The 23,173-nt window shown below is 67.2% G+C and carries 20 protein-coding genes and 1 riboswitch; all 20 genes read right to left on the bottom strand.

Annotated features, from left to right (window positions below):
- Positions 1-2 precede the first annotated feature (2 nt).
- The 20 genes from ACKY0X_RS10230 to eccB all read right to left on the bottom strand — a co-directional run bounded on the left by ACKY0X_RS10230 (position 3) and on the right by eccB (position 23,139).
- Positions 3-1,454 (bottom strand): FAD-binding protein, encoded by a 1,452-nt coding sequence (locus ACKY0X_RS10230; RefSeq protein WP_409429324.1) that lies wholly within the window; start codon positions 1,452-1,454, stop codon positions 3-5.
- Positions 1,455-1,506: 52 nt separating this feature from the next.
- Positions 1,507-2,007 carry a VOC family protein gene (locus ACKY0X_RS10225; RefSeq protein ID WP_409429323.1) on the bottom strand — a complete coding sequence of 167 codons (501 nt, stop codon included), beginning with the start codon at positions 2,005-2,007 and terminating at the stop codon, positions 1,507-1,509.
- The gene (locus tag ACKY0X_RS10220; RefSeq protein WP_409429322.1) at positions 2,004-2,678 is read right to left on the bottom strand and encodes a hypothetical protein; all 675 of its coding nucleotides are present in this window, start codon (positions 2,676-2,678) and stop codon (positions 2,004-2,006) included. The genes ACKY0X_RS10225 and ACKY0X_RS10220 overlap by 4 nt, the downstream gene beginning before the upstream one ends.
- Before the next feature lie 116 nt (positions 2,679-2,794).
- Positions 2,795-3,349, bottom strand: a complete 555-nt coding sequence (locus ACKY0X_RS10215) for a LysM peptidoglycan-binding domain-containing protein (RefSeq protein WP_409429582.1) — start codon at positions 3,347-3,349, stop codon at positions 2,795-2,797.
- Between the two features lie 120 nt (positions 3,350-3,469).
- The gene (locus ACKY0X_RS10210) at positions 3,470-4,393 is read right to left on the bottom strand and encodes a sterol desaturase family protein (protein ID WP_409429321.1); all 924 of its coding nucleotides are present in this window, start codon (positions 4,391-4,393) and stop codon (positions 3,470-3,472) included.
- Between the two features lie 35 nt (positions 4,394-4,428).
- Positions 4,429-5,139: an MgtC/SapB family protein gene (locus ACKY0X_RS10205; protein ID WP_308486672.1), complete on the bottom strand. Its 711-nt coding sequence runs from the start codon at positions 5,137-5,139 to the stop codon at positions 4,429-4,431.
- A 21-nt stretch (positions 5,140-5,160) separates the two neighbouring features.
- Positions 5,161-6,351: a PPE family protein gene (locus ACKY0X_RS10200; protein ID WP_409429320.1), complete on the bottom strand. Its 1,191-nt coding sequence runs from the start codon at positions 6,349-6,351 to the stop codon at positions 5,161-5,163.
- Between the two features lie 437 nt (positions 6,352-6,788).
- Positions 6,789-6,974, bottom strand: a riboswitch (M-box (ykoK) riboswitch).
- Between the two features lie 191 nt (positions 6,975-7,165).
- Positions 7,166-7,450: a WXG100 family type VII secretion target gene (locus ACKY0X_RS10195; RefSeq protein WP_047317298.1), complete on the bottom strand. Its 285-nt coding sequence runs from the start codon at positions 7,448-7,450 to the stop codon at positions 7,166-7,168.
- 16 nt (positions 7,451-7,466) lie between these two features.
- Positions 7,467-7,763 (bottom strand): WXG100 family type VII secretion target, encoded by a 297-nt coding sequence (locus tag ACKY0X_RS10190; protein ID WP_047317297.1) that lies wholly within the window; start codon positions 7,761-7,763, stop codon positions 7,467-7,469.
- A gap of 51 nt (positions 7,764-7,814) precedes the next feature.
- Positions 7,815-8,114 carry a PE family protein gene (locus tag ACKY0X_RS10185; RefSeq protein ID WP_046286641.1) on the bottom strand — a complete coding sequence of 100 codons (300 nt, stop codon included), beginning with the start codon at positions 8,112-8,114 and terminating at the stop codon, positions 7,815-7,817.
- 344 nt (positions 8,115-8,458) lie between these two features.
- Positions 8,459-10,249, bottom strand: a complete 1,791-nt coding sequence (gene eccA, locus ACKY0X_RS10180; RefSeq protein WP_409429581.1) for a type VII secretion AAA-ATPase EccA — start codon at positions 10,247-10,249, stop codon at positions 8,459-8,461.
- Between the two features lie 32 nt (positions 10,250-10,281).
- A complete protein-coding gene (gene eccE / locus ACKY0X_RS10175) occupies positions 10,282-11,451 on the bottom strand; it encodes a type VII secretion protein EccE (protein WP_409429319.1) in 1,170 nt (389 codons plus the stop codon).
- A complete protein-coding gene (locus tag ACKY0X_RS10170; RefSeq protein WP_409429318.1) occupies positions 11,448-13,265 on the bottom strand; it encodes a S8 family serine peptidase in 1,818 nt (605 codons plus the stop codon). Before ACKY0X_RS10170 ends, eccE begins: the two co-directional genes overlap by 4 nt.
- Positions 13,243-14,757, bottom strand: coding sequence for a type VII secretion integral membrane protein EccD (gene eccD / locus ACKY0X_RS10165; protein WP_409429317.1), 1,515 nt, complete (start codon positions 14,755-14,757; stop codon positions 13,243-13,245). The genes ACKY0X_RS10170 and eccD overlap by 23 nt, the downstream gene beginning before the upstream one ends.
- A 182-nt stretch (positions 14,758-14,939) precedes the next feature.
- On the bottom strand, positions 14,940-15,839 hold the full coding sequence (locus ACKY0X_RS10160; protein ID WP_046286646.1) for an ESX secretion-associated protein EspG: 900 nt from the start codon (positions 15,837-15,839) through the stop codon (positions 14,940-14,942).
- A 163-nt stretch (positions 15,840-16,002) separates the two neighbouring features.
- Positions 16,003-16,287 carry a WXG100 family type VII secretion target gene (locus ACKY0X_RS10155; RefSeq protein ID WP_047317298.1) on the bottom strand — a complete coding sequence of 95 codons (285 nt, stop codon included), beginning with the start codon at positions 16,285-16,287 and terminating at the stop codon, positions 16,003-16,005.
- 16 nt (positions 16,288-16,303) lie between these two features.
- Entirely contained in the window at positions 16,304-16,600 is a 297-nt protein-coding gene (locus tag ACKY0X_RS10150; RefSeq protein WP_047317297.1) for a WXG100 family type VII secretion target, read from the bottom strand.
- Between the two features lie 155 nt (positions 16,601-16,755).
- On the bottom strand, positions 16,756-17,055 hold the full coding sequence (locus tag ACKY0X_RS10145) for a PE family protein (RefSeq protein ID WP_046283697.1): 300 nt from the start codon (positions 17,053-17,055) through the stop codon (positions 16,756-16,758).
- Between the two features lie 361 nt (positions 17,056-17,416).
- The gene (gene eccCa, locus ACKY0X_RS10140) at positions 17,417-21,631 is read right to left on the bottom strand and encodes a type VII secretion protein EccCa (RefSeq protein ID WP_409429316.1); all 4,215 of its coding nucleotides are present in this window, start codon (positions 21,629-21,631) and stop codon (positions 17,417-17,419) included.
- Positions 21,628-23,139, bottom strand: coding sequence for a type VII secretion protein EccB (gene eccB, locus ACKY0X_RS10135; RefSeq protein WP_409429315.1), 1,512 nt, complete (start codon positions 23,137-23,139; stop codon positions 21,628-21,630). Before eccB ends, eccCa begins: the two co-directional genes overlap by 4 nt.
- Positions 23,140-23,173 lie beyond the last annotated feature (34 nt).

Below are 23,173 nucleotides of genomic sequence, written 5' to 3'. Positions count from 1 at the left end.
CGCTAGCGAGTCGCCGCGTGCGCCCCGGCGCGTCGGCCGAAGAACGAGCCCTCGCCCAGCTGCGTCCCGCTGGCGTATCCCTTGCCGTCCTGGGCGATGTTGGCCGCACAGGCCCCGGCGGCGTACAGGCCCGGTATCGGCTGGCCGTCACTGCGCAACACTTCGCCGTCCACCGACGTCGCCAACCCGCCGATGGTGAAGCCGGCGTAGACCGCCTTGCCCAGCGACAGGTCGAACGCGCCCCACGGGCCGTTGTCCTGCGGCGCCAGGAACGGCGGCTGCTTGTGGAAATCCGGGTCCTCGCCCTGCGCCGCATACGTGTTGTAGCGGTCCAGGGTCGCCACCAGGTTTCCTTCCGGAATACCCAGTGCGGCTTCCATTTCCGGCACAGTCTCCCATCCATCGATCAGCGGGACCAAAGGCACCTGCGGCTTGCGCATGTGGGCCTCGTCGACGATCAGGAAGGCCGCGCTGTCGGGCTGGTCCATGACGAATCCCGACGTGCGGGAGTGGTAGGAGTCCTCGGCGACAAAGCGCTTGCCCTCCTTGTTGACGATGATGCCGGTCAACAGGATCGAGGGCGGGTAGACCGGCGCGGTGATGAATATCTGGTCCATATGCTTGGTGGCGCCGCCTGCCGACATCCCCATCCGGATGCCCAGCCCGTCGTCGTAGGTGTTGCCCAGCACGAACGGCTTCTCGGCCAGCTTCGGCGTGTACTGGGCGACCATCTCCGGGTTCATCACGAAGCCACCGGCGGCAATCACCACCGACTTCGCTTTGATCACACCGCTTTCGGCGAAGTGCTTCCACGAGACACCCACGACGGCGCCGGAGGCGTCGGTGACCAGCCCGGTAGCCCCGGTTTCGTAGCGGATCGTCACCCCGAGGTTGTCGGCCCGCTTGAGCAGCAGGTCGATTGCCATCTTGGCGCCCTGGGTGTCACCGGGCACCGGAACCTTGTGCCCGCGCGGTGCCGGAACGGCCTCGTTCAGGAACGGCCACACCTTCTCGTTGCCGGTGAACATCAGCCCCTCGGTGTTGGGCTGGATCACCGCCTTCTCCGGGTAGTAACTGCGCTCGAACGCAATTCCGAGCTCTTCAAGCCAGTTGAAGTGCTCGACGCTGCCGTCGCAGTAGGCCCGGATCTTGTCGTGCTCGGGTTCGCGCGACACCGCGACGAGGTACTTGTACATCTCGTCGGCGGTGTCGGCATGCCCGGTGGCCTGCTGGACCGCAGTCCCGCCGCCCAGGTAGAAGTGACCGCCTGCCATGGCGGTGGTGCCGCCGGCCTCGGCGGCCCGCTCCAGCACCAAGACCCGGGCCCCGGCTGCCGCCGCGGTGACGGCCGCGCAGCCGCCCCCGATGCCGAAGCCGATCACCACGACGTCGAACTCGTCGGACCACTCCGAAACCGTTTCGGCACTGGTGGTGTCCGGGATCTGGGTGCTCATTGCCGCCACTCCTCTGTGTCGCCGGCGCTGCTCATCGGCGCCGCTGCGGTGGTTACCGCTGCTCCTGTTTGATGTAGTCAAACACCGCTCGGATCTCGGCTGGGATGTAGGCGATCTCCAGGTAGGGGATGCCGGCTTCCGGAGCTGAGACGTACGCGAATTGCATGCCTCCGGGCATCACGCCCCGGGCAACCACCTGGGCGCCCTGCTCGGCGGTGTCGTTCAGCATAACGTCGAAGTTTTCGGGGTCCTCGGCCTCGATGCAGACATGGTGCAGGCCCGGCCCGTGGGTACGGAGGAAGTCGTCGTAGAGGCTGCGTCCACGGACCGGTGCGATCAGCTCCAACTGCATGTCACCGACGTAGCTCAGCGCGATGTCGGCGACGAAATCAGCCGGCTCGCCCAGGTAGCTGCAAGTGTCCGGGGCGAAGTGCACCCCGGGCATACGGATCCATCTGCGCACGCCGAGCAACGCAGTCAGCGTGGCCTCGGTGGCATCGAGATCGCCGGTGACCCAGGCGATCTGAATGGGTGGGCGAGGCGGCGGGGTCACGACAGCGGGGTCGGCACGCCGACGTCTTCGCGGACCTGCTGCGAGATCGCCGGCCACGAAACCGCGGCGGGGAATTCGCCCCAGACACTGTTGAACAGCCCGACGATCCGGGCCGGGCCAGAGCCGCCCGGCGCATACACCGGGCCGCCGGAGTCACCCTGCTGACTACGAACGCTGCGCGTCATGGTGAACCACCCATTGTTGACCCGTTCGACGGTGCCGCAGGTTTCTCCGGTGACGATGCCGAAGTGGCAGACCGGATCACCGGGTTTCAGCTCGATGTCCGGACCGGCCTGCAACTGCAGACCCCCCGGTAGGACATCGTTGACGTCGACATCGTCGGCCAGCACGATCGACTCGTAGTCGGCGATCACCTGGTCGGTGTTGACGGTCGAACCATTAGGGGTGTTGTCGCGAAAGGTCGCCAACCTGCCGATGACGGCCCCGCCGCGGTCGGTGACGGTACCGCTCCCCCGGCAATGGCCGGCGGTGAAGGCAATCCGCATCACCGGGTCGACATAGCCGAGGGTGCAGACATGGGTGTCCTGACGGATCTCCATCCCCGGGAACACCAGCACCCGATCGGCTCGGGCCGGAAAGACCGTCGGCCCAGTCACTGTCGCACCGATCCCCAGCAGCACCGCCAGCACCCGCGCAACGAGCCTGCGCAACCGTCGACTCCTATCGTTGAGGGCCGGTTTCGGTCCGGCCGGACCAAGCCACCATGGCGCAGCGCGGCGGCCCGGCCCCAAGGGATCCGGGCCGCCGCAGCGGCGTTGCTCGGCGATCAGGGGATCGTCAGCTCCTGACCGGGGTGGATCAGGTCAGGGTTGGCGATACCGCTGGCCTCCGCGATCTGCGGGTACTTGTTGCCGTCACCGTAGAACCGCTCGGCGATGGCGAACAGGGTGTCGCCGGCGACCACGGTGTAGGTGCGTGCCGCAGGTGCGGCGGCCTCCTCCACCGGAGCCGGGGCCTCCTCGGCCTTGGGCTCCTCCGGCGGCGGAGCGTCGGTCTCGGTCTTGGTGGACCAGGCCGCGCCATCGGCGGCGTAGAGCACCAGGTTGCGGTCGTCCTGCAGAACCAGCTTGACGTCCTTCTTGCCCTTGGTGTCGGTGTGCCAGATCGGCTTGTCGGCGGTGTACAGCACGAAGTTTCCGTCCGCCTGCACTTCAGCACGCACGACGTCGTTGCCGTTGGTGCCCGACGCCCAGATAGCTTTGCCCCGCGCCGCCAAAACCAGGTTGCCGTCCTCCTGCAGCGTCAGGGTGTATGCCCCGTTGTTGGAGGTCAGCGACTCGCCCTTGACGAGCTTCTTACCTGCAGTGAGGGTGTCTCCCAAGCTCTGTGCCACGTTGTCCCCTTCTCATCGGCACGCCGCGACTTGACTGGCCGGGCGTTGTCGCTCGGATGCGACGTTAGTCAGCCTAGGCGAACACCTGCCGGTGTGCCCCGCATTACGTCAGGGCAATCTCGGCTGCTGGGCGACGGCCACTGCCGGCGCGACGGGTTGCCAGCCGGGCGGTCCGAAGATGTAACCCAACCGGTCGCGCCACCGAGTCGCACTGCGCACATCGGCGATGATCGAGGCGTACTCGTGGAATTGCAGGGTCACAATGTTGAAGGTGTCGACCGGCTTGGTCAGCCCGTAATGCGGGCGAAACCGCTCCGGGGCGAAGCTGCCGAACATCCGGTCCCAGATGATGAGGATCCCGCCGTAGTTGCGGTCCAGGTACTCCGGGTCCATACCGTGGTGCACCCGATGATGCGACGGTGTGTTGAAGACGAACTCCACTGCCCGAGGCAGCTTGTCGATCCGTTCGGTGTGCACCCAGAACTGGTAGACCAGGCTCACCGAAAAGCTGGCGAACACCATCCACGGCGGAATACCCAACAGCGGCAAAGGAATCCACATCAGGATCTCGCCGCTGTTGTTCCACTTCTGGCGCAGCGCGGTGGCGAAGTTGAAGTAGCGGCTGGAGTGGTGCGCCTGGTGAGTCGCCCAGATCAACCGGATCCGATGGGCGATGCGGTGGTAGGTGTAATAGAGCAGGTCCACACCGACGAGTGCGATAACCCAGGTGTACCAGCGCGTGGGCGACAGCTGCCACGGCGCCACATAGCTATAGATCGCCGCGTAGCCGAGCAGCGCGATGAACTTCCACGCGGCGGTGGTGGCCATGGACACCAGGCCCATCGAGATGCTCGCCCAGGCATCCTCGGTGCGATAGGCACCCACGGGCACGCGCTCTGATTCCAACTGTTCGAGTTTGCGCGCGGCGAACCATTCCAGGCTCAGCAGCAGCAGGAAAAAAGGCACGGCGAATATAACCGGGTCGCGCATCGGCCCGGGCAACGCCGACCACACACCCGCGATCGCATCCACCGTCTGCTACCTCCGGAACATCAGCCTAGGCCCGATCAGTCCGAGGACAGCGACGACTGATCCTCGGCGTGCCACTGGACCGCGTAAACGCCCGGCTGCAGCGACAACTCGCCCACCAGTCGCTCAAGCCGGTCCGGCGCCCGACTGTCCGACAGCATCGACGCGGTGAGCGCGATGTTGTCCTCACCGGCGCGCACGGTGTGAATCCCCCGCAGTATCAGGTCGTTGCTGGCGGTGTGCTGCACGATCTGGGCGCGCAAGTACTTCTCGGACTTCGGCCGGCAGATCACCTGCACCTCATACGGCGACTGCGGTTCGTCCTCCTCCACGTGCTGATCACGGTCGATGAGCCGACCCAGCGGCCGCAGCAGCAGATGGGTGCCGACGATCGCGCCGGTCCCGATCAGTGCGAACGTCAGGTCACCGGCCGCCGCCAGCACGCCCACGGCGGCCGAGCACCACAGGGTGGCCGCGGTGTTGAGGCCGCGGACGTTGAACCCCTCACGCAGGATCACCCCACCGCCGAGGAAGCCCACCCCCGACACCACGTAGGACGCGACGCGGGTGGAGCTGGGTTCCACGGCGACGGCGTACAGCACGAACAGCGTCGCACCGGCGGCAACGAGCGCGTTGGTACGCAGTCCCGCCATGCGCGCACGCCATTGTCTTTCCAGCCCGATCAGTGCACCGCAGCCCAGCCCGACAGCCAGTCGCAACGTGAACTCGGCGACGCTCAGCGTCTGCATGACTTCAACGATGACACATGCTTAGCCGGCGACCACCGGCCGAGCCATCACGGTGGGCTTGAAGCCGTACCGCGGGGCGGCGAAACCGTAGTTGCGGCCCTGCCCGGCGCCCGCCAGCGGCACCCCGGGCATACCGGCCGCGCCGGCCTCCGGTGCGTGCGCAGCGACCGTCCAGCCGGTGGCGGCGACCGAGGTACCCGGAGCCGCGGTGGCCGGAACAGCGGCAGCCCACGACTGCGGTACCGACAACGCCCCGACCGACGCGGCGTGCCCCATGCTCGCCGAGGCGGTGCCCAGACCACCCAAGCCGTGCATTCCGTTGCCCAGTCCAGCGCCCAGCCCGCCGAGCATCGGCGTGAACGGGTCGATCGCGCCCAAGCCAAGCGGGTCGCCGGCGGCGATGGCGGCACCACGCACCACCGCCATGTCGGCAGCGAAGCTGGAGATCGCCGCCGCGCCCATCGGGCTGAACGAGCTGCTCATCAGGTTGGTCACCCCGTTCGCCAGGTCGCCCGTGCTGATACCACCTTCGCCGCCCGTTACCGGCGGCTGCACCGGTGTCGAGAGGGCCTGCAACGCCTGTGGCGTATTCGTAAGCGCTTGGGACGCTGCGGATTGCGCGTTCGAAGTGGCGGCCGTCCCGGCAGCCTGGCTGACGGCGCCCTGCTGCGCGCCCTGCGCCGAAGGGTCGGCGACCTCATGCGGAGAGGTGAACGGCGTGACCTTGGTAGCTGCCGCGGACGACGCCGCGTAGCCGTACATGGCAGCGGCGTCCTGGGCCCACATCTGGCCGTACTGCGCCTCGGTGGCCGCAATCGCGGCAGCGTTCTGGCCGATGAAGTTGGTCGCCACGAGCGCCGCGAGCTGGGACCGGTTGGCTACCACCAGCGGCGGTGCGACCGTCATCGCGTAGGCCGCGTCGAATGCCGCGGCTGCCGCCTTGGCTTGCATGGCGGCCTGCTCTGCCTGGGCGGCGGTGGCGCCCATCCATACTGCATAGGGTGCGGCCGCGGCGGCCATCGCGTTGGACGCCGGCCCCATCCAGCCTTCGCTGACGAGTCCGTTGATGACGCCCTGGTAGGCGGCTTCGGCCGAGCTGAGTTCGGCGGCCATCTTGTCCCAGGCCGCCGCGGCGGCCATCATCGGTCCCGAGCCGGGGCCGGTGTAGATACGTGCTGAGTTGATTTCCGGCGGAAATGCTCCGAAGTCCATGGCATTGCTCCTTTTTGATGGTTTTTGAGCCACAAATGGCTGGTCTTGGGGTGCTGTGCAGGCAGGGTCGGTGCCCGATATGTGTTGCAGCCGTAATCCGGACGGCAGGAGAGATCGGGACAGCGGTCATGGCGACATGCCGGAGCAGCTCATGCCACGTCGATCGCAGGCTCGACGAAACAGCCGAGCTACCAATCGATTTCAGGGCATGACGAAGCCTGGCGCCTTCCGCTACGGGAGGGTACGCCAGTCGACGAGTTCAGCGCCGGTGCGAATCAGATGGTGAAAGCAGTACCGAGATCGAAGGAGACGAACATCGATCTCGGATAGGAACTATCACTCGGACTCAATGTCGCTCTCACCTCCTCTCGGCCTGGGCACGCGCGGGTGCCTGCACTTATGCACGACGAGGTGAAGTAACCCGGCGACAACCGAGATCCGCACCCCTCTCGTCAGAGCTTCGGCACTGCACGGCGTGTCCTGGCCTGCACAAACGTGCAGACCCGGAAGCCACTTGGGCTCAACCCTTAATCCGGGAGGAGCTGTCCTGACCCGGGGCGTCTTTCGACGTTCGGGGTCAGTGGCCTATATCCGTGCAGACGCCTCACCTAACGAGGTGCTTGCTTAACCATAGTGCACCAGTGGGGTGACCGGGTCAATCCGCCCCGCCGGGCCGCCGGCGGTCTTTCGCAGATCCTTACGCACTGGAGACGAAAACGCTTGCGCTTGGCCGATATAGGCACTCCGCGCAATGTAAAACGCGGCAGCACACCCGTGGATCGAGTGTGCTGCCGCGCTGCGAAATTGCGGGCGATCAGGCCCAGCTGGAGCCCACCGAAGCGTCGGTGTTGGCCATGTTGTTGCCGGCCGACTGCACCTTCTGACCGTGACTGTTGGCCTGCTCGTAAATCACCGCGAAGTTGCGACCCAACTGCGCCACAAACTCCTGGCACGCCACCGAACCCGCGCCACCCCAGAAATCACCGGCAGCCAGCACATCGTGCACGATCGCCTGGTGCTCCGCCTCCAACGACGCCGCCTGGGCACGAATCAACGCACCGTGAGCATCCACATCACCGAACTGGTAGTTAATCGACATGGTCCTGATTCTCCTTCTAGCTCGACAGGATCTGCTGAGAAGCAGCTTCCTGCTGCTCGTAGTGGTTAGCGTCGCGAATCAGACCATCACGCACACCATGCAGCATGTTCACAATGTTGCGAAACGCCGTCTGCATCTGACCCATGGTGTCCATCGACGTCCGCTCTGCCAGACCACCCCAACCAGCACCAGAGATGTTGGTCGACGACGCCCACATCCGACGAGCCTCGTCCTCCACGGTCTGCGCGTGCACATCAAAACGGCCCGCCATCGAACGCATCGCGTCCGGATCAGTCATAAAACGTGTTGCCACGGTTCTCTCCTCGATTCTGCGAAAGTTGTTGAAACTAAAGGGTATTTGGAACTATCCGGCCGACGCGGCGTTAGCCGCCTCGGTCGCCGCGTAGGTGTTGGCGCTGGTGTTCAAGGTGGCCACGAACGCCTGGTGGATAGCCTCCGCCTGGGCGCTGATGGCCTGGTACATGCTGGCGTGCGCGGCGAACTGCGCGGCAGTCAGCGCCGAAACCTCATCCGCAGCGGCCGGGACCACACCCGTGGTCGGCGTTGCCGCCGCGGCGTTCTGAGCACTGAGCGCCGACCCGATGGCGGCCAGATTGCCCGCAGCCGCCGTCAGCGCCTCCGGTTGGGTGTTCACAAAGGTCATGGGGCTCTCCTCCAAGATTTGCCGGCCGCAAAGGACCGACGCTCACCGGCTACGCCGAGCAGTGGCCCCGTGACGACGTCGTATCGGAGCGTGCTCAACGCAACGCGGTTCAAATAACAGAAACGGTGCCGGAGCCGGATCGGGACCAAACAGTCGCCGATTCCAGGCGGGCATTATCGCCGGGACACAACTCTCGTCCTCACCTCCTGACACCGACAGAGACCAACTGGGCCAGGCACAAGCACCGGCCCCCTTACCTGCGCAATGGTGGCATCGGTACCAGTGAGCGTCAACCCAGACAGGCGGTCCTTACGCTGTGAATCGACTGTCGGGCGGCTGTTAAGTCAGGATGTTTTCTTCTCGGCAACCGCCGCGCTGAGCCCTTCGGCGAGGTCCTCGCGGGTCAGTTCCTTGAACTTGTGCAGCCATTCCTCGCTGAAATCGGTGACATCTCCGGAAAGCACGGCGTCCAGTTCGGAATCGTCGAGACGGAAACTGCGGTGGTCGCGCGCCTTCTCCACGACGTTGCGGACGAATCCGGCGTTACCCAACACATCGATACCGCGGATCAGGTCACCGTCTTCGGAGTAGTTCTCGTCGGCGTAGAACTTCTCGTAGGACGGCAGCAGTCCCTCGACCGCCTCGTCACTGACCACGTCCTCGTTCTCCGCCCCCATCATCTTGGTCAGTTCCAGCAATTCCGGCGGCGTGTAGCTGTAGAACTCGATCACCGTCGAGAACCGGCGCCGCAGGCCCTGGTTCACCTCGAGCATCTTCTCCATGGCGTTGGCATAACCGGCGCCGAACACCACCAGCTCGTCACGGTGGTTCTCCATGTAGAGCAGCAGCGTGTTGATGATCGCGTTGCCGTACGCGTCGCCCTGGCTGTAGCCGCGCTCATGCAGCGTGTGCATCTCGTCGAAGAACACCGCACCACCGAGTGCGCCTTCGAGCAGCTCCTCGGTGTTCTTCTCGGCGTCGGCCATGTAGCGGCCCAGCAGCTTGGAACGGTTGGTCTCCACCACCAGCGGCTTGCGCAGCACGGTCAGGCCACACAACTGCTTGGTGAAGGCCCGCGCTACCGAGGTCTTGCCGGTGCCGGGAGGACCGAGCAACAGGGTGTGCCGCGACGTCACCGGAACCGGCAGCCCCATCTTGGCGCGCGCCAGATTCACCTTGGTGGTCGCCTTGATCAGCTTGATCTCGCGCTTGGCCTGCTCCATACCGAGCATCGCGGCCAGCTCCGCGTCGCCCTCGGCCAGGTAGCGCGCGGCTTCCTCGGCATGCCGATGGGCTTCGGCCTGCTCCCGCGTGGGTGCGCTGTCCGGATCCCACGGATCGGTGCGGGCCTCAATGGTCTCCGGGTCGGTCAGCACCAGCCGAAAGTCGGGGTTGTCCAGGGCCTCGCGGGCGGGTGTGAACTTCGAGTCCCGCGAATAGACCCGGCGCAGCAGCTCAGCGGCCTCGTCCTCGCGGCCGAGATGCCGCAGACACATGCCTTGGGTGTAGAGCGCGACGTTGGCGGCGCCGGGCACCCGGTCGCCCTCGATGGCCTCCTGCGCCCGCCGCGTCGCTTCTTCGAACACCCCCAGTGAAGCCAGCGCGGTGGTGGCCATCGCCGCGGCCGCGGCCTTGAGTTCGGGTTGGCGCCAGGGAGCCGACGCCGGGAACTGCTTGAGCACGTCCGGCCAGCGGCCGGTCCGGAAATACAGCAGACCGCGGACGTAGCTGACCAACTCGGTCTCGAAGGGGTTTCGCGGCTCGATGCCGTCGAGCAGCTTCGCCGCCTCCTCGTAGCGTTTGGCCTCGGCCAGCGCAGCGGCGTACGCGGCGGCCAGCGATTCCACACTGGTGATCAGCAGCCGCAGGAACATCCCGTCGGAAACCTCGGGACGGAATTCCAGGTCGGACAGGCCGAGACGGCGGGTCTCCCAGCCGAACGTGCGCACCGTCGACCAGGCATTCGCCAGCACCTCGAGATCGGAGTCACCGGCCAGCACGCGGGCCAGCCAGGCATCGCACATGCTCGGGTCGATCGAACTGGCGGTGGTGAACATCTGCAGCGCGACCTGCGGATTATGGCTGGGCTGCAGCCCGTTGACCGAGATCCCGGAGGCCAGCATGCCCGCGACCATGGCGTTGCGGGCGTCGGTTGTCGACGGACCGGTCACCCGCGCGCCCCAGCCGCCGCCGCAGGTGTGTACTCCTCGATCACGTCGACCGACACCGGCAGCTGCTCACCGTCGTGCAGGTCGCGTCCCGGCACCGCCATCCGCCGGTGGGCGGTGGGCGCCGGCAGGCTGGCGCAGACCGCTTCCAGCTGGCGCCGGCCCACGAACCGGTTCAGCGCGGACCGGACGTTTCGGCTGGGGTTGTCGGCAGTGTGGTACCTCGCCAGCACCGAGACCTCGGTGGTCCGGCCGCCACCGCGGGTCAGCCGCACCGTCACCACCGTTGCTTCGCTCTCCGGGTACCACAGGTGTTCGAGGTTCTCCGGGTCGATGTCGTTGGGCGACACCCAGTAGCTGGTGATCTGGCCGGCCGGTCGTTCACGGAACAGCCGGTGCCGCAGCTGGGTGGCCTCCAGGCCCGCCAGTACCGCCTCGTCGACGGCGTCGAACTCGTCGGCGTGCAGCACCTGGGCGCTGAGCTGGCGCCCGTCGATCTCCTCGGCCAGCCGTTCGGTGGCGGCGGCCAGGGTGGCGGCCAGCGAGTCGCGGGTGGCGACCGCGTTGACGTTGTGTTGCGGGTCCATCCGCAGCACAACCCAGGTGCGGCGGCGATCGGGCATCGACGGGTTCTCTTCGACGTCGGGGTCGTCGGCGGGGCGCGGATTCTTGCGGGTACCTACCGAGACGACATCGATACTGTCCAGCCGTACGTCGAACTGGCGCAGCCCGGCGGCCAGCCGCTCCACCGGCAGGGTCGCCTCCGCAGCGCGGCCGTGCCGGCCGGTCGCCGACGTGGCCCGCCCGCCCACGGCGATGACCGTCACCAGCCGGCCTTCGTGTTCGCGGACGCCGATCGACTCCCGCCCGAAGCGCCGGTGGTGGTCGATGGTGGTGCCACGGCCGCGGTGCAGGGCCGCTTCGGGGTCGGTGAACTGATCGGCCACCCAGGCCGCCCACATCGTGCTGATCGGCACCCGACGGTAGGTGAGCAACGCGAGGAGCGCGACCAACACGGCGACGGCGACGCCCGACCACCACACGTAGTCCGCGGCCTTCGGGTCGCCGGGCCAGCGACCGGCGAGGACCAGGATCCCCACATCGATCAGAAAGACGACGGTGACCCGCATCCAAGACAGGTTCAGACCTAGTGCGTGCTGTGCCTTCATCGGTTCCTTGACGATCGTCGCAGTGCTGCCACTCCCAGTGCCACGCCGGCCGCCGCGAGCGCCGCCAACAGCCCGGCTCCGGCGACCCAGGCCGGCGTCATGTCGCGTTCGGGCGGCATCGGCGGCACCTGCAGCGGTGCCGACAGCCGCTCCGGCGCCTGAGCCGGAACATCGGGAACGTCCCAGGTCAGTGCCGCGACCGGGTCGACGATCCCGTAACCGACCACATTGTCGACCCCACGCGCCGGTGGCCGAGCCGTGCGGATCAGTCGGTTGATCACCTGGTGCGCCGACAGTTCCGGGTATTTGGCCCGCACCAGCGCCACCACACCGGAGACGATCGCCGTGGAGAAGCTGGTGCCGGACGGGACCAGCAGCGAGTTCTCCGGGCCGTCGACGGCGTTCATCAACCCGTCATCGCGCGGCGAAAGCCCCTCGATGTCGGTACCGGGCGCCGCGATCGACACCCACGGGCCGGCCACACTCGACTTGGCCATCGGCGCACCCGCCGAGTCGACCGCGCCGACGGTCAGCACGTACTCGTCGTACCAGGCCGGTGTCACCACGGTGTTGACGCCGTTCCAGTCGCGCGGGTCATCGGGGCGCATCGCGTTGTAGACGGGGTTCTGCTTGCAGTCCCGCCAACTGGCGTCACCGGCGGCGGCGACGATCACCGCGTTCTTCTCCACCGCGGCGTAGCGCACCGCCGCACCTAGATCGGCCTGGTCGATGAGGGTGCGCACGTTCATGCAGATGGCCGAGGAGATGTTGATGACCTGTGCACCCATGTTGGCGGCGTGCACGATCGCGCGTGCCATGGTGCGGATGCCGTCGGTCTTCTCCCGCAGTTGCGGGTCGCGTCCGTCGGCGAACGGCTCCTTGGGCCCGAAGGCCGCGCTGTACTGCCGGATCGCGATCAGCTGCACGTCGGGTGCGATGCCACTGAAGGCGTCCGGCGCTCCGCCCGGCGGCGGTGAGCTCGGGGCGCGGAAGTCGACCGGTGCGGTCTTGGCCTGTCCGGAGAAGCCGGCCGATCGCACCGCACCTGCGTCGGCGCCATGGGGAGTGTGCGCCGACGACGCTGCCGCGCCGGGTCCCGGGGCCGGCCCGGGCGCGGGTCCCGGTGCCGGTGCCGGTGCGGGGGCAGGAGCGGGTGGCGGCGCGGGGACGGGTGCTGGGCCCTGACCCGGGGCCGGTTCCTCGCCCTCGACGGGCGGTGGCGGCGGCGCTTGCGGCGGCGGCATCACCAGGATCGTCGTCGCCGGCGACGGGGTCGGTGGCGGCGGCTCGTTGGTGGGAACCGACGGCGGCCTTCGAGTCTGACGCGGCGGCGGCAACGGGGCCACTCCGTTGTCCGGCATCGCGGCGATCAGCGAGGCCACCAAGGTCCCGTGCGCATCACAGTCCGACAGCCCGTCGCCGCCGGCCATCACGTAGTCACCACCGGGGATCAGGTTCGGCAGCCGCGGGTGCGGGGTCACGCCGGTGTCGATGACGGCGACGGTGACGCCTCCCCCGCGACCGAACTTCCAGGCCTCCTGCAGGTTGAGCATGTCCATGTAGGCCGGCTGCACGCGGAAGTCGGAGTTCGGCAGCACGCCTACCTCAGTGCAGTACGCGGTCTGCCGCATGGTCTGCGGAGGTCCGGGCGTGCCGTCCGGCGGCAGCGCCGCCGGGTCGATCCCGGGCGGCTCGATGGCGCCGACAGCCGGCATTCCCGCCAGCGAGCCGCTGGCCAACATGATCATCGCGGCGCCGGCGGCCGCGGTGCGCTGCAGCCGACGCACGCCCCTACCGGTACCGGATCGCTTCATAGGTATTCATCAACCACAGTGCCAGCGGGAACAACGGCATCAGGCAGAGGTATTCGATCCACTCGACGAACTTGCGGAACAACGGGCTGTAGATGGTGTTCGGCACGATCACCGCAGACAGCAGCCCAAACATCGGCACCAGCACCAGCACGGCCACACCGACCACCAGTGCGGTGGGCGTCCACAGCACCACCGCGAAGCGCACCACCACAGCTGCGATGATCACCAGCCCAGTCAGCGTCACCGTGACCGCCTGCAGGCGGTCACGGAAAGAACGGCCCCGCAGCACCAGGAACCCGGCGGTCAGGGCGGCCAGCAGCACCGGCAGCCACGACCGGTCCGAGTGGGGGTCGCACAGCCCGGTCATGCACACCGCGATCAGCACGCCCAGCCCGGACAGCAGGCCGGTCATGAACGACCGCGCACGCTCGGCGCGCAGCACCACTTCGCGGACCGACTCCGGCCCCTCCAACGACGGCGGGGCGCCGGGAGTGCTCACCACCGTGGTGGGCAGGTCTGGGCGGGCCTCGAAGACCCACCGGCTGGTGGCCGATGGGAAGACCGGCAGCCGCAGGCCAGCCAGCCAGCGCGACAGCGACGGAGTCCACTGGTAGGCCAGCACACAGACCAGGTACACGCACGTCATGAGGGTTACCGCGCCGGTCAGGAACAGCATCCGCAGCACGCCGGCGAACATCACTGCCACGCTGATCGTGGCGACGGCCGAGTAGGCGGCCAACTGCCGTCCGGTGAGCCGGATGACAGCCAGGGCTGCGATACCGGCGACGCCGAAGCCCAGCGCGGCATGCGCGGCGCCCACCTCACCGGGCACGGCCGCAGCGGCCGCCACCACCAGCGGAACCAGGCCGGTGGCCAGCAGAATGTCACCGACCTGCCGGTCGGACGCGTTGCGCGCCTGCATCAGGATCAGGGCGGCGGCGATCAACACCAGGAAGGCCAGCCCCGCGCCGAAGCCCGCCGTCAGCCAGCTGTCGTGCTGGACCCGCCAGGCCGCGAGCAGTCCGGTGGCCAGCAGCACACCCAGCGACAGGGTCGACACCCCGACCCTCACCGCCGTTGCCGCATCGACCGGAGCGAATCGCTTCGCCAGGTTGACCGAGACCGCGGTGGAGATGTGCTCGATGACCGGCGAACGCCGCTCCCGGTCTTCGATGAAGCGCAGCCACAGCCGGTCGCCGTCGTAGACGTCCTGCTCGGTCAGCGACTGGTTCGGCCGCAGCGCCGTGCCGTCGACCAGGCACAACACCCAGCGACCGCGGCCCTCGGCTTGCAGAGTGGGTTCTTCGAGTTCCTGGAGTCGGCCGTTGATCACCTTCAACAGCGGGTCCAGCATCACCGAGACCGGGGCGTCGGCGTCGAGCAGCGTGCCGATCTGGACGCCGTCACCCGCCATGACCCCGACCACCACGGCCCGGGGGGCCGACGGCGCGAGCTCGCCACCCGCCTGGCCCGACTCGATCGCCGCGGTCATGGCTGCATCACCCGACCGACGAATACTGACCGCATAGAACCCATAGGTGCCGCCTCGCAATTTGTCATTTTTAAAGTCAGTCCAATTCTAAAGGCACTTCATGCAATTCGCACGATTGCGTTTACCCGCAGTTTTCCGTTGCGACACTTGGCATTCGGCGCCTAAATCTACCGAGCAGACCGCTACACCCGCCGATGCGTTTTCCAGGCGCCGTAGGGCAGGGTGTCCAGGACGGTCTTGACGCCCACCTGAACCAGCTGCGGGGTGGCCGGGCAGATCGCCAGCCATGCTTCGCCCGAGCCTGCGGTGCGCGCCTGCTGGTACAGCGCGATCCGGCCGCCCGACCCGTCCTTGAGCGACAGCACCGAGGCGCTGGGGCCCTTCGCATCGTCGCGGTATTGCCGCGCATAGACCGCCGCTTCGGCCGCCGGCTCCGAAAGAGCCTGCCCCAGTGCCGCGACGGTGGCGGCACTGATGCCCATCCGGCGCAGGTCTCCCCCGGTGAAAATATTGAAACCCGAGTCCTGCCAGCTCTGAGTGGCCTCCAGCATCTCCTCCATCGGTACGTTGACCGCGGTGATCTGGGCCGGGTCGGCGTGGTGGATGGATTCCATCCCGTCGATCACCAGCGCGGCGATCGAGGCGGCGTCGGTCACTGAGACGTCGTCGACGGTGATGTCCGTGCCGACGCGTACCGCCGATACCCAGTGCTCACCGCGCCGCGCCAACAGCACCCGGAACTCGTTGTCGGGGATGTCGCGGGTGCCGGGCTCCTGGTCCTCGGCGTCGATGACGCCGTAACGCAGCTTGCCCAGCGACAGCAGCGCGACCACCTCGAGGTCGGGCGCGGCAAGCACCCGCATCCGTGCCGCGACGGTCTCGTTGACCTCGTCGTCGACGACGATGCCCTGCTCGCGCATCACCGCCATGCCGGGGTGTTCCGACAACCAGTCGCTTGAGTCGGTGGAAACGTAAGGACGACACCGCAACTCGGGAGCAACATGGCGGATGTCCAGCAGTGCCTGCAGCATCCAGAAACCCTCGACGTTGACGGTGATGTCGGTGCGAGTGCTCGGGTCCATCACTACCCTCCTCTACCGGGTTGTTCGCTGGATTTGGCTAGTGGACTACTTGGCTATTGGACCACGCGAGAGGGCGTGACCGCTCGGCACCACCCGCCAATTGCAGCACGCGGCAGCACACCCATGGATCGGGTGTGCTGCCGCGCTGCGAAATTGCGGGCGATCAGGCCCAGCTGGAGCCCACCGAAGCGTCGGTGTTGGCCATGTTGTTGCCGGCCGACTGCACCTTCTGACCGTGACTGTTGGCCTGCTCGTAAATCACCGCGAAGTTGCGACCCAACTGCGCCACAAACTCCTGGCACGCCACCGAACCCGCGCCACCCCAGAAATCACCGGCAGCCAACACATCGTGCACGATCGCCTGGTGCTCCGCCTCCAACGACGCCGCCTGGGCACGAATCAACGCACCGTGAGCATCCACATCACCGAACTGGTAGTTAATCGACATGGTCCTGATTCTCCTTCTAGCTCGACAGGATCTGCTGAGAAGCAGCTTCCTGCTGCTCGTAGTGGTTAGCGTCGCGAATCAGACCATCACGCACACCATGCAGCATGTTCACAATGTTGCGAAACGCCGTCTGCATCTGACCCATGGTGTCCATCGACGTCCGCTCCGCCAGACCACCCCAGCCAGCGCCAGAGATGTTGGTCGACGACGCCCACATCCGACGAGCCTCGTCCTCCACCGTCTGCGCGTGCACATCAAAACGCCCCGCCATCGAACGCATCGCGTCCGGATCAGTCATAAAACGTGTTGCCACTGCTCTGTCTCCTTCTCTGAAGTTCGTTGTTTCTGATTGATATTCGTAGTTGACGGGTTATTGCCGCCGGTTACGTCGGTAACCGACGACCGGCTTTGAACGAATGAATGGTTCCCCTTCCATCAGCCCGTAGCCGGTATGCGGTTGGGCCCTGATCAGCCCGCCGCAGCAGCGTTGGCCGCCTCGGTGGCGGCGTAGGAGGTCGCACTGCTGTTGAGCGTGGCGACGAACATCTCGTGGATCGCCGCGGCCTGCGCGCTGACCTGCTGGTACATCGTCGCGTGCGCAGCGAACTGCGCCGCGGTCAGTGCCGAGACCTCGTCGGCGGCAGCCGGGACCACGCCGGTGGTCGGGGCGGCAGCGGCGGCGTTCTGCGCGTTCAACGCCGAACCGATACCGCTCAAGTTCGCAGCGGCAGCCGACAGCGCTTCGGGCTGCGCATTCACAAACGACATTCGAGTCCCTCCTCATCGATCGCGGTCAGCAATCTCTCCGGTGTCGATCGTAAGGGCTCAAAGTGCCCGGGAGTAGCCATAACGCCGACTGTTCACCTGCCGATAACAAGTGTTCATCTGGGGTAACAATCCGGTAGCGAAAGCCAGGCCGTTCGGCCCGTGAAATGGCTCCGTACTGGAAAAACACAGAGCTGGCATTTCCGGCGTGGTCGGCAGCCGCCCTGCCCTGCGATACCTGCGGGCACGAGGCCCTGGTTTAAATCTTGCCGCAATTAATTCACCGCCCGCTCCGGGGCTGTGACAGCTCCAGCAACCACTGTGACGCTGTTGCTCGCGTCACAGCGGTTGCTGGACAAACCGGTCAGCCGGCCGGGGTGGCCGCGCGCTCTTGCGCCGGCGCCCGCCGCAGCTCGGTGGCGGCGACCTGAACGAACACACCGGTGTCCTCGGCCATCAGCAGGCCACGACCGCGGGGCAGCGGGCCGCCCTTCATCTTGCCGCGGATGAAGCCCTCGTCCGGGTCGGCGTCCATCACCAACAGCGGCGCGTTGGCCTGGTGCAGAGCCCGTAGCAGCGGGTCGGCACCGGCGGACGACCAACCGCCGAACGTGCGGGTGGCGATCACGTGCAGGCCAACGTCTGCCGAGCGGGTGACCCAGGGCGCAGCCTTCTGGAACGGCGAGTCGAAACCGGGCGGGAACTGCTGGATGTCGTCGATGATCAAGAAGATCTCCGGCCCGCTCCACCAGGTCCGCGACAGCAGCTCTTCGGCCGACAGCCCCGGCGGAGGTTCACGGTTGGCCAGCGTGGCGGCCAACTCGTTGACCAGCGCGACGGCGCCGTCCAGGTTGTAGGCGAACTTCTCCACGTAGTCCGACCCCAGCGTGGTCAGCAACTGTCGACGCGGGTCGATCAGCCACACCTGGGCCGATGGCCGACCATCCGGGCTGGGCGCCGGGGCACTGCTGGAGCCCGGCGCGTAGAGCCGCTCGATCTCGCTCATGATGGTGGCCAGCGTGGTGGTACGGCCGCACTCGCGACGCCCGGTCACCATCAGGTGGCCGTTCTCGGCGAAGTTCAAGTAGACCGGCTGCAGGTCGAGTTCGGAGATCGCCCAGGCGATGCCGCCCGCTCCCACTCCCTCGCGACGGTCGTTGGCCGCGACCGCGCGCACCTCCTCCAGGCCGAACCGCGCCGGCAGACGCCGCACCGGGCGCACCCGGCCGACCGCCACCTGGCTGACCGCGGCCGCCACGCTGTCGGACTCGAACACCTTCTCGCTGGTGTCGTCCATGGCGGGCCGGGCGATCAGGGTGTGCAGACCAGATTGGGGGTCGCTGTCGAGGCGTACGTAGTTGACCGCGACCATGCCGCGCCCGGGCTTGACCGGGACGTCCTTGGCGAACCGGGAACGCACCAGCTTGGCGTCCTCGACCGCGGCCAGACGCAGCTCGACCCGCGATCCGAAACCGCTTCGCACCGGCGGGCGCAGCTCCGATTCGCGGTCGGCGGTCACGATCACGTGCACACCGAACGACGGCCCCTGGTTGATGATCTGGTTGACCTGCTCGACGAGGACCTCGTTGTCTTCCGAGAGTGCCCGGTAGTTGTCGACCACCAGATAGACGTCGCCGAAACCGTCGTTGGGGATGGCCCCCGGAGCACCTTCGAACTTCCGCCGACGGAAGACGTCCATCGACGCAACGTCGTTCTCCAGGAAGCTGCGCTTGCGGGTCCGCACCAACGCCAGCAGTTCGGCCACCGTGCGGCGCACCCCGTCGGGATCGGTCGGGCCACAGACACTGCCCACGTGCGGCAGTCCGGCGACCGTGGTCAGCGAGGTGCCGCTGTAGGCCAGGCAGTAGAACTGGACCTGTTCGGGAGTGTGCGTCAGCGCCGCCGAGCAGATCAAGGTCTGCAGTGCGGTCGTCTTGCCCGAACCACCGGCCCCCAGGATCAGCACGTTGGCGCCCGGGCCGGAGGTGTCCACCGTCCACGGCGGCTGGTCGTGCTTGAACGGCCGGTCGATGACACCGATCGGGAACACCAGGTCGCGCCGGGTGCCGTAGTCCTGCTGCCACGGGTGGCCCAGGTAGCGGTTCACCAGGTTCTCGACGGTCACCGGGACATCCAGCGGCGGCTGCCACAACCGGTAAGGCTCGAAGTCGATCTGGCGCAACTGGTCGATGATGACCGTGCCGACCTTCGGAGTCCGGATGAAGTCCTCTTCCTCGGCCGGCTCGCCGGGCGCGGCTGCCGGCTTGGAGTCGATCGCTGCGATCTCCTCAGGCGCCTCGATCTCGGGCGTGCTGACGCTGACCTCGAGCGGAGTGAACTCGGTGGTGAACAGCTGCGGCCGGATGTAGTCGACGGCGTGCGTCAACGGCATCTGCTCGTCGTCGAGCATGCCGCCCCGGTGGTAGTCGCGCCACAGGAACTCGGCCTGGAAACGGATGACCTCTTCGCCGCTCTTGCGGAAGTAGCCGAGGCCGGCCTTGGCCGGCAGGTTCACCGCGTTGGGCACGCCGGCGGCCTGCGCGGCACCGGCGGTCTGCGCCTTGAGCACGAGCCGGTAACCCATGTTCTCCATGAGCTTCTCGGCGCGGCTCTCGATGGTCTGTGAGGCCATCATCAGGTGCACCCAGTAGGCGCGGCCCTGCCGGCCGATCGAGTCCAGCACCTCCACCGCGGTGGGCATGATGCGGAACCACTCGTAGAACTCGTCGATCACGACGACCAGCATCGGCAGCGGCGGCAGGCTGTCGTCTCCGCGCGCCCGCATCCGGGACCGGATCTCGTTGTACTCCTTGGCGCCGTCGACACCGGCGTTGTCGCACATGGTCTTTCGCCGGGCGATCTCACCCCACATGGCCTCCAGGAAGCGCTCCATGAGGGCCTGGTCGTCTTCCAGGTCGGTGATGATCCGGGACACGTGCGGCACACCCGCGAACGGCTTGACCGCTGATCCACCCTTGAGGTCGGCCAGCACGAACTGCAGTTCCTCCGGCGAGTGAGCCAGCAGCAGCGACTCGATCACCGTGCGCACCAGGGTCGACTTACCGGAACCGGTGGTGCCGGACATGACGCCGTGCGGCCCGTCACCGCCCTCGTCGAGGGACTTCATGTCCAAGAACAGCAGTTCGCCGTTGTCCGAGCGGTTTCCGAACGGAATCCGCAGCCGGCCCCGGCTGCCCGCATCGCGCCGGCTGGCCCACAGCTCTTCGAAATTGATCCGCCCGGCGTCTTCGATGCCGTAGTAGGCCATGATGTCGCGCGCACCGATGTGGTGCGTCACCTTCTGGCCGATCTCCTCGTAGGCCGCCGCGAGCCGCCAGTGCGCCAACCGCTGTGCGAACTGTTCGGCGTCGGTGGGGCTGACCTGGTCGGCGAGGGCGAAGAACCACTCGTTGTCGTCGATCACCATCCAGGTGTCGCGGTCACGCGGCAGGGCGTTGATGATGCCCTTGTCGTCGAGACGCAGCACCCGTTGTGAGACACCACGCCATTCCGGGGCGCCGGTCAGATCGAAGAACGTCACCCCGTCGATGCCCTCGGTGGTGTTGACGTACTCCCACTGCGGGTCCAGACCGTCGACGATGATCAGGTGGTGCGGGGTCGGGGTCTCCGCCGACGAGCTGGCGTGGCGCGGCATGAAGGATCCACGCCCAGAGAACAGTTCGGCGTGTTCGGTGGCGAAGTCCTGCACCGAGCCGTACACCATGCGGGCATTGCCCGCGGCGTCCTGACGGCGCGGGTCGCCGAAGTGCGGCATCCACTTCACCCAATCCCACTGCGCCACATCCGACGTCACCACGACCATGCGCAGATGGTCGGGCCCGTGCGAGAAGGCCAGTTGGCAGATGATCGCGCGCATCAACCCGAGCACCTGCTCGCGGTCGCCGACCAGCGAGTACCACGGCTCGACCAGCAGCGAGATCATCTTGGGCAGGTTGTAGACCACGCTCTGGTAGCGCCCGAACTCCTGCAGCGCCTTACCGGTCACCGGTTCCAGCTCGATGTCGGTCGGCATGTTCTGCGGCTCACCCCAAGTCACCTCGGGGCGGGTCATCCCCACCCCGACTCGGGCCAGGCCGAAGTTGAGGTCCTTGCCGTTGGGCTGGCGCTCCCACATGCGTGACGACCCCACCGCGGCGGCCAAGGTGGACGGCGCCGGGTGGTACCACCGGTAGTTGGCGTCCATGCTGTCCGCGGACTCCGCCGCCGACTCACGCAGCCGGTCCAGCATGAGCATGAACTGGGCGCGCATCGCGTCGAGCTTGGGCCGACTCAGTTGCTGGGCGCCACCGCCGAAACGGCCGCCGAACATCATCATCGCCACGCCGCCGATCATGAAGATCGGGAAGATCGAGCCGGCGCCCAGGAACATCCGGGAGCCGCTGGCCACGGTCATGGCGACCATGCCCACGAGCAGGCCGACCACCAGCACGCCGACCACCACCAGCCACCACGGCTTGCCTTCTGGCGGCGGGACGCTCAGCGGCGTCGGCAATACGATGTTCTCCGGCTTGACCACCGGCGCGCGTTCCGGCGTCGGCCGGGCGTATCCACGTTTCACTTGGGCACCGCCAATTCTGCTGGGCTCATATCGGTTGGCAGGGTGTCGTGACGGACCAGCGCATCCTGTCGGGACAGGGTCGGGCCGTGTGCCAGCAGGCGCAACGCCACCGATGGCGCCAGTGCCGGTTCTCCGACCAGGCCCAGCGCCTTGCGCTCGTCATCGCCGGGGATCCCGAATCGCACGCCCGAGGCCGATATCCACCACAACGATTCCCGCGTGGAGGCGTCCGGGTCGTTACCGGTCACCGCGACGAAATTGCCGTAGCCGGAACCGAAGTAGACCCGGTCGGCCTCCGGCACATTGGCGTCGTTGGTTTTCACCAGTGACACCACCCGGTTCATCTGCTTCTGCGACACCGGAATTGTGGGGCCGGACACCACCTGCACCCGGGCCCGGCTGTCACCGGTGGAACGCTCCCACCACCAACACGTGGAGGGGTTCTCCTTGATGTCGACGACCTGAAGCGGTCCATCGGGGTATGCCGACAGGTCCAGTCCGGTGACCACCGGCATCTTCGCCAGATCCTGCGGCGTCACCACGGCGGGTGCACCGCCACCGGTGGCGCCGGCGTTCTGCAGGATGCGGGCCACCACCGGCGACACCGTCTGCACGCCGTTCATCAACACGACCGAATACTGTTGCGGCCCAGCCAACTGCGGTGTGGTGAACACCATGCCCACCGGGCCGGGGGCGTTCGGGAAGGCCGGCGGGTGGCCGGCGTCCGGCACAAAGGGCACCGCCAGTTCCGGGCCCACCGGCAAGGCGTCGAACAGCGCCTGGCTCATCGGGCGGGCGTGGTCGACCTGCTCGGGGGTCAGCCCCAGCGGCAGCAGCACCGCCCGGTCGGCGGCGTCGATGCGCGAGCGGCGGCCCTGGCGAACCACCCAGGAGTCGTTGCCGTAGCGCAGCACCACCGCGTCGGGCCCGTCCAGCACCCGGCGGCGGGAGTTGAGTTCCGGGGCGCCGTCGATCACCGTCACGGTCACCGGCGTGACCGCGCCGACGCCCTGGACGTTGGCGACGGTGTCGCAGATCAGCCACGACGACGTCGAGGGCGTCGTGGGCAGGATGTCCGAGGGCGCGCCGGGAATTCCGACCAGCGGGCCGTGCGGCTGCTCGGCTATTTGCGTGGAGCGCACCTTGTGCGGGTTGTCGGCCCGGCCGGCGATCAGTCGTGCCGAGGCCAAATTCAGAGCCGGATATATGGTGTCGCCGACCCGCACATACAGGGCGCCGGAATCACGGTCGGCAATGATCGGCGATTCGTTCATCTGGCCCGACGGACTCAAGAACGACCACAGCAGTGCGCCGAGGCAGACGACCGCCGCGGCCGACACGGAAGCCACCACGGCCAACGACTGGCGCCGACCGGGCTCTACTTCCATTCGAACCTGCCAGCGGGTCAACGCCATCGCAGTCCGTCGTGCCAGGAACTGGTACCCCGTCATCTGGGTACGCGTCGACAGCCCAAGGCCGTAACCGGGTCCCCGCTGTTCGTCAGCCACGGTGCGCCCCAACCCGCACCCGAAGCATTGGCAG

Source organism: Mycobacterium sp. SMC-11 (assembly GCF_046250095.1).
Classification (GTDB): Bacteria; Actinomycetota; Actinomycetes; order Mycobacteriales; family Mycobacteriaceae; genus Mycobacterium; species Mycobacterium heraklionense_A.
The sequence above is the reverse complement of the archived record's forward strand: the minus strand, read 5'-3'. Positions and strand labels throughout refer to the sequence as shown.

What these genes read in the sequence shown, in the direction of transcription:
- ACKY0X_RS10230 (WP_409429324.1), bottom strand. Translation starts at nt 1,454, where the DNA reads ATGAGCACCCAGATCCCGGACACCACCAGTGCCGAAACGGTTTCGGAG.
- ACKY0X_RS10205 (WP_308486672.1), bottom strand. Translation starts at nt 5,139, where the DNA reads ATGCAGACGCTGAGCGTCGCCGAGTTCACGTTGCGACTGGCTGTCGGG.
- ACKY0X_RS10200 (WP_409429320.1), bottom strand. Translation starts at nt 6,351, where the DNA reads ATGGACTTCGGAGCATTTCCGCCGGAAATCAACTCAGCACGTATCTAC.
- ACKY0X_RS10195 (WP_047317298.1), bottom strand. Translation starts at nt 7,450, where the DNA reads ATGTCGATTAACTACCAGTTCGGTGATGTGGATGCTCACGGTGCGTTG.
- ACKY0X_RS10185 (WP_046286641.1), bottom strand. Translation starts at nt 8,114, where the DNA reads ATGACCTTTGTGAACACCCAACCGGAGGCGCTGACGGCGGCTGCGGGC.
- eccA (WP_409429581.1), bottom strand. Translation starts at nt 10,249, where the DNA reads ATGGTCGCGGGCATGCTGGCCTCCGGGATCTCGGTCAACGGGCTGCAG.
- eccE (WP_409429319.1), bottom strand. Translation starts at nt 11,451, where the DNA reads ATGAAGGCACAGCACGCACTAGGTCTGAACCTGTCTTGGATGCGGGTC.
- ACKY0X_RS10170 (WP_409429318.1), bottom strand. Translation starts at nt 13,265, where the DNA reads ATGAAGCGATCCGGTACCGGTAGGGGCGTGCGTCGGCTGCAGCGCACC.
- eccD (WP_409429317.1), bottom strand. Translation starts at nt 14,757, where the DNA reads ATGACCGCGGCGATCGAGTCGGGCCAGGCGGGTGGCGAGCTCGCGCCG.
- ACKY0X_RS10160 (WP_046286646.1), bottom strand. Translation starts at nt 15,839, where the DNA reads ATGGACCCGAGCACTCGCACCGACATCACCGTCAACGTCGAGGGTTTC.
- ACKY0X_RS10155 (WP_047317298.1), bottom strand. Translation starts at nt 16,287, where the DNA reads ATGTCGATTAACTACCAGTTCGGTGATGTGGATGCTCACGGTGCGTTG.
- ACKY0X_RS10145 (WP_046283697.1), bottom strand. Translation starts at nt 17,055, where the DNA reads ATGTCGTTTGTGAATGCGCAGCCCGAAGCGCTGTCGGCTGCCGCTGCG.